Origin of the sequence: Microcoleus sp. bin48.metabat.b7b8b9.023 (assembly GCF_013299185.1) — a bacterium.
Taxonomy (GTDB): Bacteria; Cyanobacteriota; Cyanobacteriia; order Cyanobacteriales; family Microcoleaceae; genus Microcoleus.
Map to the genome: position 1 here is coordinate 1 of NZ_JAAFKG010000027.1, position 20,103 is coordinate 20,103.

General features: G+C 48.4%; 10 protein-coding genes and 1 pseudogene. 4 read left to right on the forward strand and 7 right to left on the reverse strand.

Annotated elements, in window-relative coordinates:
- Positions 1-120: 120 nt before the first annotated feature.
- Positions 121-1,446: pseudogene (locus tag QZW82_RS16445) on the reverse strand (RNA-guided endonuclease TnpB family protein).
- Positions 1,447-1,810: 364 nt separating this feature from the next.
- On the reverse strand, positions 1,811-1,954 hold the full coding sequence (locus QZW82_RS16450; protein ID WP_293149967.1) for a hypothetical protein: 144 nt from the start codon (positions 1,952-1,954) through the stop codon (positions 1,811-1,813).
- A 74-nt stretch (positions 1,955-2,028) separates the two neighbouring features.
- On the opposite strand from QZW82_RS16450, the gene QZW82_RS16455 reads away from it, so the two are divergent.
- Complete coding sequence (locus QZW82_RS16455) at positions 2,029-2,625, forward strand: DUF3172 domain-containing protein (RefSeq protein WP_293149969.1); 597 nt, start codon at positions 2,029-2,031, stop codon at positions 2,623-2,625.
- A 51-nt stretch (positions 2,626-2,676) separates the two neighbouring features.
- Here the strand turns inward: QZW82_RS16455 and QZW82_RS16460 are convergent, their stop codons facing one another.
- On the reverse strand, positions 2,677-3,591 hold the full coding sequence (locus QZW82_RS16460; RefSeq protein WP_293149971.1) for an AMIN domain-containing protein: 915 nt from the start codon (positions 3,589-3,591) through the stop codon (positions 2,677-2,679).
- Positions 3,592-4,132: 541 nt separating this feature from the next.
- Between QZW82_RS16460 and QZW82_RS16465 the strand changes: the two genes are divergently transcribed.
- Positions 4,133-4,699 carry an NUDIX hydrolase gene (locus QZW82_RS16465; RefSeq protein ID WP_293149973.1) on the forward strand — a complete coding sequence of 189 codons (567 nt, stop codon included), beginning with the start codon at positions 4,133-4,135 and terminating at the stop codon, positions 4,697-4,699.
- 568 nt (positions 4,700-5,267) lie between these two features.
- Here the strand turns inward: QZW82_RS16465 and QZW82_RS16470 are convergent.
- A complete protein-coding gene (locus tag QZW82_RS16470) occupies positions 5,268-5,435 on the reverse strand; it encodes a hypothetical protein (protein WP_293149975.1) in 168 nt (55 codons plus the stop codon).
- A 3-nt stretch (positions 5,436-5,438) separates the two neighbouring features.
- Positions 5,439-5,588, reverse strand: a complete 150-nt coding sequence (locus QZW82_RS16475) for a hypothetical protein (RefSeq protein ID WP_293150059.1) — start codon at positions 5,586-5,588, stop codon at positions 5,439-5,441.
- Here QZW82_RS16475 and QZW82_RS16480 point away from each other — a divergent pair.
- Entirely contained in the window at positions 5,588-5,956 is a 369-nt protein-coding gene (locus QZW82_RS16480; RefSeq protein WP_293150057.1) for a 4a-hydroxytetrahydrobiopterin dehydratase, read from the forward strand. The two genes, QZW82_RS16475 and QZW82_RS16480, sit on opposite strands and share 1 nt — an antisense overlap.
- The gene (locus QZW82_RS16485) at positions 5,956-8,868 is read left to right on the forward strand and encodes a CHAT domain-containing protein (protein WP_293149977.1); all 2,913 of its coding nucleotides are present in this window, start codon (positions 5,956-5,958) and stop codon (positions 8,866-8,868) included. The genes QZW82_RS16480 and QZW82_RS16485 overlap by 1 nt, the downstream gene beginning before the upstream one ends.
- Before the next feature lie 240 nt (positions 8,869-9,108).
- Here the strand turns inward: QZW82_RS16485 and QZW82_RS16490 are convergent, their stop codons facing one another.
- Together QZW82_RS16490 and QZW82_RS16495 are read right to left on the reverse strand one after the other, a co-directional pair.
- Positions 9,109-16,896, reverse strand: a complete 7,788-nt coding sequence (locus tag QZW82_RS16490) for a DUF4347 domain-containing protein (RefSeq protein ID WP_293149979.1) — start codon at positions 16,894-16,896, stop codon at positions 9,109-9,111.
- A gap of 2,534 nt (positions 16,897-19,430) precedes the next feature.
- Positions 19,431-19,751: a DUF6464 family protein gene (locus tag QZW82_RS16495; protein WP_293149981.1), complete on the reverse strand. Its 321-nt coding sequence runs from the start codon at positions 19,749-19,751 to the stop codon at positions 19,431-19,433.
- Positions 19,752-20,103: the final 352 nt, after the last annotated feature.

Genomic DNA, 20,103 nt, shown 5'->3' on the forward strand with positions numbered 1-20,103 from the left:
GTAACACGAACAACTTTTTGCCTCAACATAAATTTGACCCCAATAGTATAAACATAGCATACCATCAAGAGATTTGTAAAGGTTTTACCACAAATGTTGAGTTATTTTGCTTGCTGCTCGCTACCCCACCCTACTTCCTTCGAGCTGCGCTCTGGGGTCGTTGAGGGTAGGGCTTCCAGCTTCGACGGGGAGAACCTTAGAGACGGATGACTTACGCCTTCCACCCTTCGGACTTACCTTCCCTCCACTGGCAGTAGCGCTAGTTCCTAACGCTAAAATACGTAGCCCTTCATTTCGGATATTGAGCGCCGCATTCACATCTCGGTCATGCTTTGTTCCGCAGCTTTGACACTGCCATGAGCGAACATCTAAAGGCAAGCTACCAACTCGATTGAGACAGACCCAGCAGGTCTTAGAAGATGGGAAAAAACGGTCTACTTCAATATAGACCTTTCCATCAAACCCTGCTTTATATTTCAACATTCTGGTGAATTCTGCCCAACTAGCATCACTGATTGCTTTAGCTAGGTTGTGATTTTTCACCATGTTTTTCACCGCTAAGTTTTCCGTCACGATGACTTGGTTTTTGTTCACCAGTTTACGGGAGAGCTTGTGCAGGAAGTCTTTTCGGGTATTAGCAATCCGCTCGTGGACTCTCGCCACAATGCGTTTCGCCTTCAGTCGAGTATTTGAGCCTTTGACTTTACGTGATAGCTTTTGTTGCTTGCGCTTCAAGTTTTTCGAGCGCGCCTTTAAGCTCCGTGGGTTGTCAAACTTGGAGCCGTCGGAGGTGATGGCAAAGTGAGTCAATCCTAAATCAATCCCTACCGCTTTGCCCTCACTTGAAGATTCAGCTTCGGGTTTACCATCATCAAATAACAAGGAAGCAAAATACTTAAGCAGCCACACACAATAAATTACCCGTCGGAGCAGGCTCAAAGCCTTGTTGTATGAGGATTGCTACGTGTAATTAATTTTGACTGGGTACTTACCTGATGATGTTTGAGAGATAGTAACAGTCTTTAACTCACCCTCAAAAGTGCGGTGGATTTTAGCGGCCACCACCCCGATTTTAGGTAGTTTTAAGCCAGCATCCAGTATTTCGGTATGTTGAGGATATTGGATCGACTGTTTCCCGTGCTTCGATTTGAAGTTTGGGAAAGCGGCCCGACCTTCAAAGAAATTGATAAAAGCCCGTGAAAGATTGAGTGACACCGATTGCAGCACTTGACTGTAAGGTTCCTTCAACCATTCAAATTCTTTTTTCAATTCTGGTAAACGGTCATTCATCCCTTGCCGAGATAATCCTTTCCCAGTTTCTTTGTAGAGTCGATTGGTTTGGGCCAGCGAATTATTCCAGAACCAACGGGCACAGCCGAAAGCCTTTGCTAGCGCTTCCTTTTGTGTGTTGTCTGGATAAATTCGTACTTTGGCCGCTTTTTTCATATTTCTAATTTAACATAAATCCAAGAAAGTGGTAAATGTGCTTTTGACAGTACGCCGTGATTGTTTGTGGATTCTGCTTCGCTGCATCCAAGAGCCTCTCATCCCCCACCTGCTACATTACCGTGCATCGCTTCGCTGTTCCTTGATTACTCTGTGTTCGCTCATTTTGATCGAGTGTCTGGATTTATCTACGAACGAATAGGCATTACAGGCACAAAAAAAATATTGACATAACTTCAAATATGTGCATAAATTTTGAGAAAGCTACTGTGGATAAATTTCACACAAATGACACTACATATGGTGTTATTTAGCGTCAGATTAATTCATAAAGCACTAGAGAAAATGAGCGAACGGACAGTCATTACGCGATGTGGGGGAGTTCCCGGCGAATTGTTAAAATCTCCAAATTCAGACAAGGCAGCCGCCTAGCCGATCGCGAGCTGTCAACGATACCAAACCCAGAGGAAGTATCTTCAGCCCGCAACCGCCACCTGTCTGGGGTCATAATATATAGAGGCAAGATCGGTTAAAAATAAAAAACTACTAGCTGTTAAATCCGCAGAACGGACTCAACGTTATATGAAACGCAAACCTAACTCCTACAACGACAGAGACAGATTCGGCGACCCATTCCGGGGAGACGAAGACTCCGGGCCATTTGGCGGATCGTCGCGACGACAACCTCAGTCTGGTAAACCCTCTTTCCTCAATTCCGCCACCCTAGGGATTTTAACAGCGGTTTTTATTCTGGGAATTGGGATCGGCATTGCCTTCAGTTCCACGGCTACAATTAGCCCACAAAACGTAGCATCCCGGGAATTTATCGATCGCAGCGCCCCGAACCCCGAACTTTGCGTGCAGTTTGGAGCCAGCGCGATGGTGACAGATATGCGCCTCTTCGTCACCCTCAACCCCTTCAACGTCTACATATCCCAGCCGAGTATGCGTCCCGGATGCGTCCTGCGAACCAATAACTGGGCAATTCTCGAACAAAGAAAACTGATCAACCAAGAGCAAGTGCGCGAGTGTAAAAATCGCATGAACACCTTTGGGTTCACCGGCCCCCTGGAAGGTCAACCTGAAATTAACTGTATTTACCAAAACGACGGCGCTAAAAACCTGTTCCTCAACCAACCGGGTTCGATCGCTCCACCAAGTGAAGGTCAAAATTTCTAACTCTGACGATCGGATTATCGAAGTATAGGTGCGATCGACTCCAAGCGAGTATTAGCGAAGCGGTTCACCAAAATCGATAATCCGCTCCTGGGGGGCAGCAGGACGGCGTACAGGGGCAGAACTTACCCCCTGGCGTCTGTTAACCGGAACCCTGACTAAAGGCACATTTATCGGTCGGATTTGGTCGTTTGGAGTTGACAGCCCCGAAGAGTTTTGCTCGTAAGTTATAGCCTCAGCCGAGGCAGGTTGGACAGACGCTTTGGCAGGAGTTGAGTTAGAATCGGCTGACTGCGGATTAGGTGGTACTGGGATTGCAGTCGGTGTTTGCGTGTCGAGAGTTGCCTGGTAGGAAGCAGGCTCGATCGAGGGACGCAACACCCAGCGATTTTCTACCCCGACTCTTTGAAATTTAATTTGTTCGCCGTTGAAAGCCACTCCGGGAGACAAATTTACCAAAATTCTCATGCTTCCTGATGGTAGTTGAATTACCGCCACGGAACGTACATTGCCTTGCGGGTATAGCTGAGTTGCATCAACGGCGATCGGAGTATTGGGCAAATCCACAGCAATTTGAGACGGGTTGAGTAGGGAATAGGTAGGATTTCTGCCCTCTGGGAGAGTAATTTCTAGCTGATTTGTGGCTGGATCGAACCGCCAACTGGTGACTGTAGAAGCATTGGCTGGTTGCTGTGCGATTTGCACTGTCGCAACCGTGGTGGCTGCTGCTATACTCAGGGCGATCGACACAGAGCCTAAAAATGAGGATACCAAACAATTAGCAGTAAGTTTATGTAAGTCTGTCCAAAATTTAGGCGGTAATTTTTTGTATTGCATGGCTGTTTCAACAGTTGACAGTTGACAGTTGACAGTTGACAGTTTAAGAGCTACCTCTACCATTAAGTCAGAGGATTGGAGTAATGAATCGTCGGATTTTAATTTCTCCCGGGCGTGCACGCTTTCAAGCAATTCTTTCTCGTAAAAGTTGAGATTTTAACTAGCTTCGAGGATAATTTTTTTTGGTAGAGGTGTTGCGGGCGATTATCTACGGGATAAGTGCGATCGGCCGTACCGCTAACGGCAAGGGTGGCTTGACGCTGAAAGTTTAGCATTAATGGGTAATTGGAAAATTGGAAGTTATATCGTTTCCGGTTGGATCGGAATGATTTAACCGCAGAGAACGCAGAGAACACAGAGAAAGGGAAGAGAGAGATAAATACAGGACGATGTTAACGGATTTGATATTAACACTTTCTGCCTGATGCCGGATGCCAGCAGATACGCATTCATCCTTCTTTTCTTTAGAGAACGCAGAGAACACAGAGAAAGGGAAGAGAGAGATAAATACAGGACGATGTTAACGGATTTGATATTAACACTTTCTGCCTGATGTCGAATGCCAACAGATACGCATTCATCCTTCTTTTCCTGACCCTTCAAGTAGGGCAAGGTACGCCATAAGCAGCCGAAGAAGGATTAGTCGTCCGCGTTTTATGAAGAATTCAATAATATGAAAAATTTAACTAAATGGAAATTACTGCGATCGCGCTTGGTATTCAACCACAAGTGGTGTCAAGTCAGGCAAGATGAAATAGAATTGCCAAGCGGACAAATTATCGACGACTTTTTTATTAATGTCCGGCCCAATATCGCCCTAATATTTGCGGTGACGGAACAGCAAGAACTTGTATGCGTGCGTCAGTACAGGCATGGCGTCGGCGAAATTTTACTTGAACTCCCGGCTGGGAGTTTCTATCCTGCCGAAGAAAGTGGCAAAGCTGCTGCCGCCCGAGAACTGGCTGAAGAAACCGGATATGTTGCTGAACAAATTTTGGAACTAGCAGTTTTATACGACAATCCCGTAAAAGACACTAATTCTATTTACCTATATTTTGGTAAAAATGTCAAGCTTGCCAGCCAAATTAAATTGGATATTACAGAAGATATTGAAGTAGTTTTAGTACCCATTTCAGAAGTTTTGTTGAAAATAACTAACCGAGAAATTTGTGTAGCTGGAAGTATCGCAGCTATTTTTTTAGGACTAGATTTTTTAAAGAAACACCAGTTGGGTTTGTAATGAGGAGTTTAGTCGTCAGGTGGATGCGGACTTGCCTTCCGCACTAATATTTTTTTGCAATACGCTTTGAATAACAGGGCTATTTCATTCTCTTGTAGGGGCGGTGCCAAGAGTGCCCGCCCTCTCCGAGTAGAGGGGGTAGGCACTCTTGGCACTACCCCTACAAAATCGCAATAGTCCTGAGAATGAAATAGCCCTGCTTTGAATAATAAATTCCAAGAGATCCCCTCACATCCCCCGATCGAAGCATGGTAGTTTTATTGTTGAGAGATAGAAATAGGTACGTAGTTGAGCTTTAGCCTCCTTTAGACGTATAGATAAAGGAGGCTAAAGCCCAACTACGTACCTTTATTTGTTAAGGACAATATTAATTACATTACGATCGCTCGCCAAGCTTGTAAATTAGTAATTTCCGACCTTTGAGTGTGCAATTAATTGTGTCCGGTTACTTGAAAAACGGTTTGTAGTATTGAAGCGTGGGTTTCTGGCGATCGGTGCTTTAAGGGTTCGATCGCCAGAAACCAAGCGGGGAAAGATATTGAGAGTTATTGAATATGTGTGTTAGTCATTAGCCAGCAGTCATTAGTTGCGATCGAGATTTCTGGGAGAGGATCGCGATAAGGTGAGTCGCTATGCCATAATTGTAAATATCCAGAATTCTTGTAGCGACGCAGCCTACTTCTTCTCTCTTCCCTCTTCCTTCGTCTTTCTTGCTTCTTCCTTCAATCACTAACATCGATTACAAAATCATTGCTAAACTTCCTGATTCCTTCTTTCCTCTTCCTTCGTCTTTCTTCCTTCGTCTTTCTTCCTTCGTCTTTCTTCCTTCTTGCTTCGTCTGATGGAATCCCGCCAACAGCCGAACAGGTTGCACCCGCTTATCGCTCAATATCCTCTAAATTCGTAGCACAAAATTCTGAAAAGAGCAAACTCAAACCCTTAAACGAAAAGGAAATTTCTCAGCGCTTGCAAAATTTGCCTAATTGGACTAGAGAAGGTAAAACTATTAAATATACGCACAAATTTAAAAATTTTGTCGAAGCTGTCAGCTTTGTAAATTGTCTGATTTCCCCCTCAGAAAAAGCCGGCCACCATCCCGATATTGCTATTGCTTACAACCGCGTCACGATAAGTCTCACAACTCACGATGCAGAGGGGCTGACACAACAAGACTTCGATCTAGCCGAGACAATCTCTAAATTAGTTAGCGACTGGATGCCCGGAAATGTTTGTTTAGTAGTGGAAGGTTCTGGATAATGATTTTACTGTACCAAATCGCCAAAAATCAAACAAAAAATCAAGCGAAAAATCTGTTTTTAATTTTATCATTTTGCTTATTCCTCGGGGAAACGGCTGCTTTCGGGCAATCGGTTATCCCGGCGAATGACGGCACCGGTACTACCATCGTCCCTCAAGGAAATCGACTCGATATTAGCGGTGGTAAACTATCGGGAGATGGGGTGAATCTTTTTCAGAGTTTCCAACGGTTTGGCTTGAACCAAAATCAAACAGCGAATTTTATTTCCAATCCTAATATCCAAAATATTTTAGGGCGAGTTGTTGGCGGTGAGGCGTCTATAATTAATGGCTCGATCCAAGTTAGCGGTGGCAATTCCAATTTATTTTTAATCAATCCAGCGGGTATTATTTTTGGCAGTAACTCTCAGTTAAATGTACCCGCATCCTTTACTGCTACAACTGCTAATAGCATCGGTTTTGGTAATAATTTTTTGAACGCGATCGGTTCTAACAACTATCTCAATTTAACAGGAAATCCCAGCAGTTTTGTATTTTCGGATGTGACACCTGCCAGCATTGTGAATCGTGGGAACTTGGCGGTAAAACCAGGAGAAAATATAACTTTACTCGGTGGCACGGTTACAAATACAGGTCTATTTACAGCACTTGGAGGTACAATTAACATCCTTTCAGTGACTGGCCAAAGTGTTGTCCGCATCAGCCAACCAGGATATTTGCTCAGTATAGAAGTCAGCAGCAAAGCATTGAATTCTCAAGGGGAAAATCCCAATACATCCAGCGAAAACTCATCTGCAACTCTTCCCGAATTACTGACAGGTAAGGGTGAAAAAGTTAATAATGCTTCAGATGTTGCTGTTAATAGTGACGGTAGCGTTCAATTAACCAGATCTGCCTCGCAAACTCTCCCTCCTAATAATTTAAGACAAAATAACAGCGGGACGGCTCAAACATCTCCACAACCTACTAATACCAACAATCGCAATCCGCCTGCTAATACTAATAATGCCGCGAGCGCTCCACAACCTACTAATACCAACAATCGCAATCCGCCTGCTAATGATAGTAAGGACGATATGCCTCCACAGCTTAATACGGCAAATCTCAATGTCACTCCTAATGATACTAATGTTGTGATGTCTCCACAACCTAATACGGATAATTTAAATTTTCTTCCTAATAATATTCAGGCTCCTTCCAATTTAGCCACTCAATTTTTGCAACAGGGTAACAATCTGCAAAATGCTCTGGCACCCAATATCCAGCCAAATTTTCCTATCAACCAACAGCTTATTCCTAGAGGTTTTCCCGTGCCGATGATGAATAATATGGAGCTGTTGTCTGCGCCTCCGATTATTAATAACTTGCCGACAAATGGGAATATCGATCGCACTTCCATTCTTGCCAGTAACCAACAAAATTCTATTATCAACCAACAGATTTATTCTAACAAATCTCCAACACTGGCTCCCAACATTCAGGTAATTGATGCTCGCAGTCTTCCCGGGAATCCCCCGATGCCCGCTGCGCCCAATATAACTCAAATACGGGGCCGCCTCGGGCAGAATCTACCCCCCGGCGTCCCGAATATTCCCAGTGGTGTAGCGAATCCTCCGGCAAATTTGCAGGCAATTGCTAACATCAATTCCATGCTATCTTTAGATAGAAACCGAGCCGAGAAATATGCTAACTATTTTGGAAATGGCTTTGCCAATCCCAATATCGGTGCTGAAAATATTCGCGAAACTTTGCTCAAAGTAGCTTCACAAACAGGCAAGAGATCGGCAATTATTTATATTAACTTATTTAGCGATCGAGTAGAATTATTACTGTTCTCTCCCGAAGGTTCGGCGATTAGAAAAACCGTATCGGAAGCCAATCGCGAGAGCATCATCAAACTAGCAACGGAATTCCGCGCAGAAATCTTGAATCCTCGGAATCTGAACACCACCAGCTACAAAGCATCCGCTCAAAAACTTTACAGTTTGCTGATTGCACCTTTAGAAACAGACTTGCAGGAACAAAATATCAATACGCTGTTATTTTCAATGGATACGGGTTTGCGGAGTCTCCCCTTAGCTGCTCTTTATGACGGCAAACAATTCCTGGTGGAAAAATATTCTCTCAGTCTAATCCCCGCTATTTCGCTTACCGATACCCGCTATGTATCGCTACAAAATGCCTCTGTTTTAGCAATGGGAGCAGCTCAATTCGATCGGTTAGATCCCCTACCAGCAGTGCCAACAGAACTATCTACTATTGTAGATTTGTGGCAGGGAAAATCTTTCTTGAACGAACAATTTACCCTGAATAACCTGAAATCCCAACGCAGTAGAAATCCCTATCAAATAATTCATTTAGCAACTCACGGCGAGTTTAAACCGGGAGCAGCGAGCAACTCTTTTATTCAACTGTGGGATGGAAAACTGCAATTAGATCAACTCAGAAATTTGGGGTGGAACAATCCACCTGTGGAGTTGTTGGTACTATCAGCTTGCCGCACAGCACTCGGAGACGAAAAAACGGAAATGGGTTTTGCTGGCTTGGCATTTCAAGCAGGAGTTAAGTCGGCTTTAGCGAGTTTGTGGTATGTTTCTGATGAAGGTACGCTAGCATTGATGAGCGAGTTTTACCATCAATTAAAAACAGCTCCGATCAAAGCTGAAGCTCTCAGAGCAGCGCAAATAGCTATGATCCAAGGTCAAGTTCGGATCGAAAATGGAGTTTTGCGGGGCCCTTTTGTTGCAGCCAAACGGGGAGGGCAAAATAGCCAGCAAGCCATCGGAGAGATGGCAGGTAATGGCGATTCCCTACCCGCCGGGAACCCATTACGGGAAGATAGCTTGACTGCACAAAATCTCACTCATCCCTATTTTTGGTCTGCTTTTACAATGATTGGTAGTCCTTGGTAATCGATGTGAAATTAAATTCGATCGCGATTGTAAAATCTTAAATCTCAAATTATCTAAAATCCGCTCTTCATCCGAATAATTCATCTCTCTATTCTCTCTCTCTGTGTCCTCTGCGCCCTCTGCGGTTCAATCATTCCGATCCAGCCGAATTTAATATTAAATATTGAGAAACCCAGTTTATTCGCCAACCGGGTTTCTCAATGTTAGGTCAAATTTGGCGCATTAAATGCACGGTGCTGTTTACTGGGAAAAAGTCACAAAATCCAGAGCAGTAATAGCATTACTGGCTCCGAAAATATTAGCTACAACCTGCCCAGTAGAGGCTATTTGCAGGAATGTGCCGTTCGCAGTCGAGTTAATTTGCAACTGAGCAAAACTCAAGCCCCCACCTAAAGCAAACTTATCGATTCCTACTTCAAAATTAAGGACAGTATCGATACCGCTGTTGTCATTTAACACAAAACGATCGCTCCCAATACCTCCAATTAAAGTATCCTCGCCCGCACCGCCAAACAGCCAGTCATCTCCTGCACCGCCGTTGAGAATGTCGTTATCTGTTCCTCCGTAGAGAGTGTCGCTACCGTCAGATCCGTTGAGGGTATCTTGGCCTTCATTGCCATATAACAAGTCGTCGCCGTTGCCACCGTCCATGCACTCTTGCTGGCCGTTAGCACCCACGGAGACATCTTGGTTATCGTCGCGATCGCCATACATGGTATCGTTGCCATCTTCGCCGCACATAATATCGCTGCCGCCATCGCCGTACATCAAGTCATCGCCGGCATCTCCGTGGATCAAATCGTCATCCTTGCCGCCGCGAACAGTATCGTTACCAAAACCCCCGCCGAGAGAGTCGGAACTCTCACCGCCGTTGAGATAGTCGTTACCGTTGCCCCCAAACAGCAAATCGCGGCCGTTGGCGTCGCTGACTAATTCGTTTTGCAAGCCGCCGTAAAGCGAATCGTCTCCCTCGTCCCCGACAAGGGTGTCGGAACCGAGTTCGCCCCAAATCAGGTCATTGTCTTTGCCGCCGTAAACTAAATCATTGCCTTTTCCGCCAAAAATGCTGTCGTTACCGCTGCCACCGCCGATGATGTCGCCGCTATCGTTGCCGAAAATTAAGTCGCCTTCATCAGTAGCAATTGTGCTGCCAACAGCAGTACCGTAGTCGCCGACGATGGTATCAGAACCTTGATTGCCGTAGAGAGTGTCGGAAGCAGCTTCGCCAAAAATGCGATCGCCCCCTTTGCCTCCATAGGCCAAATCCCGGCCGTTGCCACCTAGCAAAGTATCGTCGCCTTCTTGGCCGAACAGTACGTCATTGCCATTGCCTCCAAACAGCAAATCTTGCCCGTCTGGATCGCTATCTAGGGAGTTGAGGACACCACCAAACAGGGAATCGTTACCGCTGTCGCCGTAGAGGGTGTCACGGCCCTTATCGCCGAAGATCGCGTCGTCCTCTTTGCCCCCGTAGGCGATGTCTGGGCCTTTGCCGGCGAAAATGATGTCGTTGCCTTGATTGCCAGCAATTGCGTCCCTTCCTTCGCCACCGAAAATCAGATCGGCCTCGTTACCAGTCAAGTCGATGTTGTTGCCGTTGTCGCCGACGATCGTATCGTCACCGCGATCGCCCGACAATAAGTCCGCACCGCGATCGCCAAAAATGCGATCGTTTTGTTTCCCTCCAAACACCACATCATTTTCTTTGCCCGCGTAAACGATGTCGTTGCCCTTATCGGCAGCGATGAAGTCTGCCCCTTGGTCTCCGAAGACAATATCAGCGCCGTCTTCACCTAAAACTATGTCGTTTCCAGCTTCGGCAAGAAACAGTTCGTTAGTGTCGTTCCCGCCTAAATAGTCGTCTCCGGGAGTGCCGAGGATCGTGTTTTGGATGTCGGTGAGTTCTACGGCGTTAGAGTCGAAGTTGAGTATTTGCCCTGCCTGCGGTTGGATAAATGTAATCGGAGGCAGCAGGGGTAAGGGGGTGCAATCGCAGCCCGTATCAGGTTCGGGTACCCGCCCGATAGGCGGGGGTGTTGGTGTGGGTGTCGGTGTCGGTGGCTGCGGGATTTCTGGTGTGGGGGTGGGTACCGGTGTGGGCGTGGGTGCCTGTATCGGGGTAGGTGTGGGCGTCGGTTGCCGAATTGGCGTGGGTGTTGGCGGTATGGGTGTGGGCGTCGGCGTCGGCGTGGGCGGGACAGGTGCGGCCAAAATTGAGATAGTTGCCGCAGTAGGACTGCCTAGGCTGCGGCTGTCTGTGACGCCGTAGGTAAAGGTGGTACCGGTGAAGTTGCCCGATGCCTGGAAGAACAATTGGTTAATCGAAGCAGGCGTCAGGATCTGACCGATCGTAATTGGAACTCCGCCGCTGGCTGGATCGCCTAAGAACAGACGACCTTGAGCTATTGGTGGCAGGGTTTTGATGTCGAAGGAGGCGATCGTATCGCTTGGATCGGGGTCTCGGCCTGCTAGTCCGGGTACGGTAATCGTGCTGCTGGGGGCCGCCGAGGTATTGGCATTAAATGGTACCGGCGGTTGGTTAAGTACGATCGGCAGTGCGGAGACAGTAGCAACGGCCGGGCTGGTAGCGCCGAGGTTGTCGGTGGCACTGTAGGTGAAGTTTGCCCCTTTAAAATCGGTGCCCGCCTGGAAGAACAACTGAGTAATTTGAGCTGGCGTCAGGACTTGACCGGCTGTAACTCGTACTCCCCCGTTGGCCGGATCGCCCAAGAACAGCACGCCTTCATTAGCTGGCGGCAAAGTCTCAATTTTGAAAGAAACCACAGTGCCGTCGTCCGATCCTCCGAGTCCGGGGATGTTGATAGCGCTACCGGGTAACAAGCTGACGCTGGCGTTGTTAGCAACCGGGGGTAGGTTAACCGGAGGCGGGAACAGGGAGGCAGTAGCGGGGGCCGGACTGGGCAACCCGGTGGTGTCTGTCGCGCTGTAGGTAAAGCTGGCCCCTCTGAACGCGCCTGTGGCCCGGAAGAATAGTTGGTTGATTTGCGTTGGGGTGAGGACTTGACCTGGTGTAATTGCCACTCCGCCGTTAGCCGGATCGCCCAAAAATAGGACGCCTTGGTCTGCGGGGGGCAGAGTGTCGATCTTGTAAGAAGCGATCGGGCTATCCGGGTCGTTTGCTATCAGCCCCGTGAGGTTGATGGTGGCGTTCGGCGCCACAGGAGAGTTGGTATTGACTGGTACCGGCGGTTCCTTGACCTGCGGCGGAATTAGGGCAACGGTAGCTGCGAGACTCCGATCTCCTCGATCGTCCGTGCTGCTGTAGGTAAAGTTTGCCCCTGTAAAAGTGCCGGTGGATCGGAAGAACAACTGGCTGATTTGAGCCGGCGTCAGGACTTGACCGGCTGTAACCGCTACTCCGCCGTTGGCCGGGTCGCCCAAGAACAGTACGCCTTCATTGGTTGGAGGCAAAGTGTCGATCGTGAAGGAAACCACAGTGCCGTCTGTGTCTGTTCCTCCCAAGTTCGCGAGCCTGACAGCGCTGTTTCGCCCCAGAGTGACGTTATCGTTTTCTGCTGTAGGGGGGATGTTGCGGCGCGGCGTCGTGCTGACAGTGGTGGTCACCGTGGCATTAGGATCGGAACCGTCGTTGTTTCCCGGGGTGGGGTCAGAAGTGACTGAACTGCTCCGAGCCGTGTTTTTGACGCTAGTCAGGGTAGCTGGGGCGACAAAGCCGATCGTCCGATTGACTGTAATGCCATTGGCGATCGCAATAGCAGGAAAGGTGACAATCCCTGTGGTTGGGTTGTAAATCCCGCCGTCGGATGCCGTGACTCCTGTCAAGCCGGGAATGATGCTGTCAGTAATCGTGACGCCTTCTGCGGGACTCGGGCCCTTGTTGGCTGTGCTAATGGTGTAGGTGACTGTGGTTCCAGCAGTGGCGATCGTCTGCCCGCTTTTGCTAGTTACCACATCGGCAACAGCACCGAGGGTAGTGCTGACAGTGGCAGTAGGATCGGAACCGTCGTTGTTGCCCGGGGTGGGGTCAAGAGTCGTCGAGGTGCTTTTTGCGGTGTTTTTGACGCTAGTCAGGGTTGTTGGGGCGATAAAGCCGATCGTCCGATTGACTGTAATGCCATTGGCGATCGCAATCGCAGGAAAGCTGACAACCCCCGTAGCTGCGTTGTAGGTGCCGCCGTCGGATGCCGTGACTCCCGTCAAGCCGGGAATGATGCTGTCAGTAATCGTGACGCCTTCTGCTGTGCTCGGGCCGTTGTTGGCCGTGCTAATTGTGTAGCTGACTGTGGTTCCAGGATTGGCGCTCGCGGGCCCACTTTTCCTAGTTACCACATCGGCCACAGCACCGATCGAAGTGCTGACAGTGGCATTAGGACTTGTGCCGTCGTTGTTGCCAGGGGCTGGGTCGGGAGTCGTCGAGGTGCTCCGAGCCGTGTTTCTGACGCTAGTCAGGGTAGTTGGGGCGATAAAGCCGATCGTCCGAGTGACTGATACGCCGCTGGCGATCGAAATACCGGGGAAACTGACAATCCCTGTAGCCGCGTTGTAGGTGCCGCCGTCGGATACCGTGACTCCCGTCAAGCCCGGAATGATGCTGTCAGTAATCGTGACGCCTTCTGCCGGACTCGGGCCGTTGTTGGCTGTGGCGATCGTGTAGCTGACTGTGGCACCGGGAATGGCGAGCGTCGATCCGCTTTTGGTTGTTACCACATCAGCGCTGGGCGTGATGCTGGTAGAAACAGATGAGTTGGTGGGAGTGCCGTCTTGATTGGTGGTACTGCCGTCGTTGTTGGTGCCGATCGGGTCGGGAGTCGTCGAGGAGCTCCGAGCCGTATTTCTGATTGAGGTCAGGGTACCTGGGGCGACAAAGCCGATCGTCCGATTGACTGATGCGCCACTGGCGAGTGCAATCCCAGGGAATGTAACAATCCCGGTAACTGGGTTGTACGTACCGCCGTCCGATGCCGTGACTCCCGTCAAGCCGGGAACGATGCTGTCAGTAATCGTGACGCCTTCTGCCTGACTCGGGCCGATGTTGGCTGTGGCGATCGTGTAGCTGATTGTGCGACCGGCCGTAGTAGCGGTGGGCCCACTTTTGGTGGTAACAACATCGGCAATAGCTCCGAGCGTAGTGCTGACACTGGACTCAGGGTTTGTGCCGTTGTTGTTGCCAGGGGTGGGGTCGGGAGTCGCCGAGGAGCTTGTTGCCGTGTTTTTGATTGAGGGGAGGGCGACTGGGGGCACAAAGCCGATCGTCCGGTTGACTGTAACGCCACTGGCGATCGCAACAGCAGGGAAGCTGACAATCCCCGTAACTGCGTTATAGGTGCCACCGTCCGATGCCGTGACTCCCGTCAAGCCCGGAATGATGCTGTCAGCGATCGTGACGGCTTCTGCTTGGCTCGGCCCGTTATTGACTGTCGTAATTCTGTAGCTGACAGGGGTTCCAGGCAGCGCACCCGTCGGCCCGCTCTTAATTGTTACCACATCAGCGATCGGCGTAATAGTCGTGAGAACGGTGGAATTCGTGGGAGTGCCGTCTTTATTGGTGGTACTGCCGTCGTTGGTGCGGGGAAAGGGGTCGGGTGTGTCCGAGCTGCTGCGAGCCGTGTTGCTGATTGAAGTACGGGTCGGTGGGGCGACAAAACTGATAGTGCGGTTAACTGTTGTACTGATGGCTAGGGATGGCAGCACCGGGAAGGTGACAATCCCTGTAGCCGGATCGTAAGTGCCGCCGTCCGATGCCGAGACTCCAGTCAAACCGGGAACAATGCTGTCAGTGATAATCGCGTTGAGAGCGGGGTCTGGCCCCAGGTTGGCTGTGGTCAGGACATAGGTAATCGTTGACCCGGCCACAGAAGTGACGGGGCCGCTTTTGGTAGTAACGAGATCGGCAACAGTAGGGGAGATAGTAGTCTGTTGTTGACCTATGAACGTTGAACCGTCGTTGTTGCTGAGATCGGGGTCGAAAGTGCTGGCACTGCTGAATGCGGTGTTGGTTAAGCTGCTGCCAGGATTTAGACTTGGGGGTAAAGCAACTGACAAGGTGTAGGTGACGCTTTGATTCACACCGAGAACGGGAATTCTCGGCCAGGTGACGTTCCGCGTCGTGCTTGAGTAAAGGCCGCCCCCACTGATCTGGCGAATGGGATTGGCTCCGCCGACAGGAACGAGTTCCGGAGGCAATTCGTCTTGAACCAAAACTTGTTCAGCCGGCGATGTCCCCTTGTTAGTAGTAGTGATGGTGTAGGTAATACTGCCAGCACCTGGTTTGATGAACTGCGGGCCACTTTTGATGGTGGCCACATCAGCAGAGATGGTGGGAGTAGGATTGACAGTCTCGATTGCGAGGTTGCGAATTTCGTGGAAGTTGCTTGCAACTCCCGTCGAACTGGCAAAACCAAATTTGAAATTAGGCGGTATCGCTCCGTTTGCAGTTGCTAGATTGGGGATATCGATCAGAGTTTCACCCGCGCCGGTGAACAAGCCGTCGTTATTCAGGTCTAGGGCAATGGTGAGCCTGTTGGGCGTTGCTGAATTTGAGGGGGCTAGGGTAATTTGAATGCTTCTTTTCGCTGCATCTCGACTGGTAGTGACAGTATTGTCGAAGTCATAAGTACCCCCAGCATCTAAAAAGTCAATACTTTTGGGGATATTGTCGATACCTAAAGGGGCGATCGCGTTTGTTAAAAATCGATAACTATCTGCTTGACGACCCCTGAGAGTGATGGAATCAGGTCTGTAGCCTTCGAGAGTTGAACCAGGAATGGTACCATTTACTGCTCCACCAACACGTCCTTCCGTATCATTAGAAAAATTCCCAAACTCATCGAGTCCAATGCCCAAATAACCTCCCACCAATCCGGGTTGGCTGCCATTGGTGTTGTTGGCATACCCCAGAGAACCACCAAAGCCTCCTGCTGCTGTAGGGCTAGCTGACCCGTCAATCAGGAAGAAGCTAATGCCGTCCCCTGGCTGCGGGCTGATAAAACCGTTTGGGCCTTGGAGAGTAGTGCCGTTGTAAGCAAAGAAATCGAAGGTAATTTTCAGACCCTCTGTGGAGGGTATGGGGTTGTCGTAGAGAACAAAGGCTGGCAGTCCCACACCGTTGGTCGTCAATTGCAAAGCCCCAGAGGGTGGTACATCGCCACCCAAACCGGGAAGTATCCCAGATGAACTTCCTCCGGTGATACCGGGAATCCTTTGCCTGTTGGCTTCAAAGACTGAGCTGGGGTCGAATACCCTGCCGTCTTGTCCTCGGTAGAGCCAAGGCCCCCTGACTGTGGCGTTCCTAAATGTTTCGTTGACTAAGGTACCGAGGACTCCGCTGTATGCCTCCAGCACCTCTTGCTCAACGGCAATTTTCGCGCCTATTTCTCCTGTGGCAAATTCTAATTCCCAATTGCCACCGAGTGCCGCACTCCCTACCAAGCCTGTGGAAGCTGCAATCTCTCTACCAGTAATTTCACTGAGCCGCCGCACGAAGGCCCGGCCGCTTTCCCCGGCGGCTCCCCGGCAAGCCAATAATAAGATATTTCCTCTCTCGCTGAGGGAGTTTCCCCACTGCTGCAACAAATGGCTGTAGATTTCTAAGTTGTCGCTGCACAGTTCTACTGACCCCAGTTGTACTCTGGCTTCTTGGCCGTGAGCAACTATTTGAAGGCTGTCTAAATCGCTGTAATTAGCAAGAATTCTAGTAATTCGATCGACTCCATCCCGCATCGAGTCCAGTAAAAATACCTCTGTATCCGCTGTTGCTCCTCTTGCCAAGCTGTCGCTATTCTCTACTCTGGCATCGATGAACAGTATATTTTTTACATTCCCGGGGTCTACCGACTCGGTCGATCGCAAAAATTCTCTCTCTAGGTGTTCAATTTCCGCGCCACCACCAATTTTTGGAGACAGGAAAGACCAGTCTGCGTTGATTTTTTTTATGGGTTGTTCCTGAGTATGAGTTGCTGTTGTTCGGGAATTTTTGCCAACAATGCTGGTCGTATCACCTGCTTTTTGTTGGCTCAGAAAAATTGGTTTGTTGCCGATGCTTTTCATGATATGATTACCTCGTTGATTGTGTATAATATACCCATTAAAAGGTGATAATTATCACCTTGTAACAAAGGTTTAATTGAGATTTAGACGCTCTGTTGTTTGACTGTTAGAAATCAAAACTGTTCGGCTATCGCTGTTTCTTACCCGGATATCGCCCTCGTATCCATGATAGTTGGGGGACGAAAGAGAGTTTCTTTCCCTCCTTTTTTGAGGGGGTTAGCCGGAGCTTTTTGGGTGCATCTGGCGCAAGGCAAATATATCCGTAGGGGCAAAGCATGACCGCAATCAATATGGAATTATAGCCTTTCTCAAAAAGATGAGGTATAACTGACAGCTTATATAACCACTTAAACCAAGAAGGGCCCAAGCCCAACAACGTACCTCATCTTTGTGAGAACCGCTATATAACTAATAACTTATATGCGGTCATGCTTCTTCAGGCTTCAAAAACCAGATGCACCCAGCTTTTTTAACTGAAACGGATTGCCTTAGAAATAGCAACAGCCGGATTTTCACCAGCAAAATTTTTGCTATCTTGCTATTGGATAGCATGGGAAATACAGCCGATTTAAGGTCGATCGACTACACTTCGGAACCCGTCATTACCTGTACGGAGACACCGCCCAGGAGCGAAACCTGTTTTTTCTACTTTTTGACCAGCAAAAGTGCTGTATCGCCTGCGCGAGGGCTGAGACTGGACAGTTTAAACCCTCATAAAAACACTCGGTAAGTGGGAAACGAGCGAGTCTTTAGACCTGAGAGGAAAACTCCAAGAGCGATTTCAATCGCCTTGAATCCCCCTTGCGGGGTAGAGGGGTATGGTTGCCCCTCTGTGGAGATATGGTTGTCTCCGAATCCCTTTCGGGTAATGTTAGCTTCGCCCAAGGTTATAAGAGCTTTTTAGACCTGCAACACTGTTTCAGTGACTTTAAAACTGTTTAATTGCAGATGACAGAGCAAGGGACTAGCGAGAGCATTCCAGGGTGTCGTGACTCAAATAACGTAGTCAGTTAAGACTTAGGCCCGTCAGAATAGCTTGTAATTTCTTACAAGCTCAGTGGCGTTGACTCCCTGAGTTCCTGACAATCTATAGCGGTTATCAGAAAGATGAGGTATGTTGTTGGGATGCGAGCCCTGACAGCTTATATAACCCTTAAACCAATTCGTGTCATGCCAATTTAATGTGAAGTTGCATATATTCCGATCCCCCTCGCATCCCCCCGATAGTCGGGGGACTTTGAAATGACTCTTGTCCCCCCCTTATTAAGGGGGGTTAGGGGGGATCGGATTTCGGATTTCGGATTTCTATGCAGCCTCATAAAAAATTCGTGTCAGTCAATTTGAGATTTTAGACTTCGACTTCACTCCGTCGAACGATTTTAGATTTTAGATTGACTCTAAAGATGAATCTGGGAGCTAGAACTTTAGTCTAAAGTCTAAAATTTTGGGCTGCTCGCGACTTGAGTCGGGGGCTTGTCTGCATTGTTTTTGGGCGGTGTAATTTAATTGAAATCGGCATACCCTGTATCGACGAGGCGGATTAAAAATTTATGACTTGCAGTCTAGTTAGTGACAACAATCCAGGTTTGAGACTGCGTTCATCTGCGATCGCCAAAAATAGAATCTTGTTGCCCACAAGCAACTTCTCAAAAGTTCAACTTAGAGTCTTCGAGCGGATTTCTGTTTAAGGTAAATGCTCGAGACAATTGTTAGTGCTGAATTTTTCATAAAAAACACTCGGTAAGTGGGAAACTCAGAGTCTTTAGACCTGGGAGCGAAACGACACGGGCGGTTTCAACCGACTTGAATCTTTCTGCATTCATTACCGCCTTGGAGTTGCTTGACTTGGTGTACTTTTGTAATGCACTTTCGGCAGGACAATTACCGCCTCAAATCTCACAACCCTGTACGCATAATGTTCGCTCTGTAAGGAGCCTCCCTTGCGGGGTAATGTTCGCTTCGCCAATGTTATAAGAGCTTTTTTGACCTGCAACACTGCCTCAGTGACTTTAAGACTGTTTAATTGCAGATGACAGAGCAGGGGACTAGCGTCGCATCCACAGGGTGTCGTGACTCAAATAACGTAGACCGCTGGGGTCTTAGGCTGGTCAGCACAGCTTGTTCGATCGCTCTTACAAGCTCAGTCGCTTCAGCGCTGAGTTACTGACGATGTTTTGGAGAAATCGATTTACAGATTTGCTGGTCAGCTATTTGCGATTTTCTTGGCTCTCCCCCAGTTACGCCCAAGAGAGTAGAAACCCTCTTTATTCCTAGCTAGATTTTTTGCAACCCAACCAAGATTTACAATCTAAATCTGGTTTCTGAGCGCAAGTCATCAACTAGAAAAACACCGATCGCCATCCGCTAGTTAGGGCCAATTTAACCCAGCAATACTGCTCGATTAGGTTTTAATTACTTAGTTTGGGCGCGGCTAGTCCCAAAAAAGCTTCAACAACAACCCTTCCACGTAAGTACATATTAACTGATGGATTACTACCTCAGCAAATATTTGCATACACCAACCCCAATACAACCTATATCTTTTCAGAACGAACGTCAAGAGTTCTGGCTTGATAGTACCGACAATCTTGACAGGGCCCAGAAGGATTCACTGCACAGCGAATGTAATTAGAGCGAGCGTTATACTCGCAAGTGATATCGCCGATCGGATAACCGAGGCCTTCTACGTAAGTGCGATCGCCCATTGCTAGTTCACTTCGTAGGGGTCTATTTGCTACCGCCCGCCTGGCCGCTGCAATTCTCTCGCTGGCTTGCCTTTCGGCAGAGCGCATCACCCACAAAGACACCAGGGACGGAGCTAAACCTATGAAAATAATCAGGATAACTGTAAACACATTTTCAGAGCTTTTGTGAATAATCTTTTTATTTATTTACACGATCCCGAAGCTAAAATCATCGGGCAATAGACGGTTTTCAATCAGGAAAGTTCCCAGATTAATCTCAAACTATGCCGCCCGTGCGTTAACCGTTTGCTGGTAAGGGTTGTTGTAATAGGTTCGTAGTGAGGACTTTAGTCCTTTCTAAATCAGAGGACTAAAGTCCTCACTACGAACGGTAATAGGTTCGTAGTGAGGACTTTAGTCCTTTCTAAATCAGAGGACTAAAGTCCTCACTACGAAGGGTAATAGGTTCGTAGTGAGGACTTTAGTCCTTTCTAAATCAGAGGACTAAAGTCCTCACTACGAA

Bases quoted from the DNA above. Each gene is read 5' to 3' on its own strand.
- QZW82_RS16450 (WP_293149967.1), bottom strand. From the start codon at position 1,954: ATGACCCCAGACAGGTGGCGGTTGCGGGCTGAAGATACTTCCTCTGGG.
- QZW82_RS16455 (WP_293149969.1), top strand. From the start codon at position 2,029: ATGAAACGCAAACCTAACTCCTACAACGACAGAGACAGATTCGGCGAC.
- QZW82_RS16465 (WP_293149973.1), top strand. From the start codon at position 4,133: ATGAAAAATTTAACTAAATGGAAATTACTGCGATCGCGCTTGGTATTC.
- QZW82_RS16470 (WP_293149975.1), bottom strand. From the start codon at position 5,435: ATGTTAGTGATTGAAGGAAGAAGCAAGAAAGACGAAGGAAGAGGGAAG.
- QZW82_RS16485 (WP_293149977.1), top strand. From the start codon at position 5,956: ATGATTTTACTGTACCAAATCGCCAAAAATCAAACAAAAAATCAAGCG.
- QZW82_RS16490 (WP_293149979.1), bottom strand. From the start codon at position 16,896: ATGAAAAGCATCGGCAACAAACCAATTTTTCTGAGCCAACAAAAAGCA.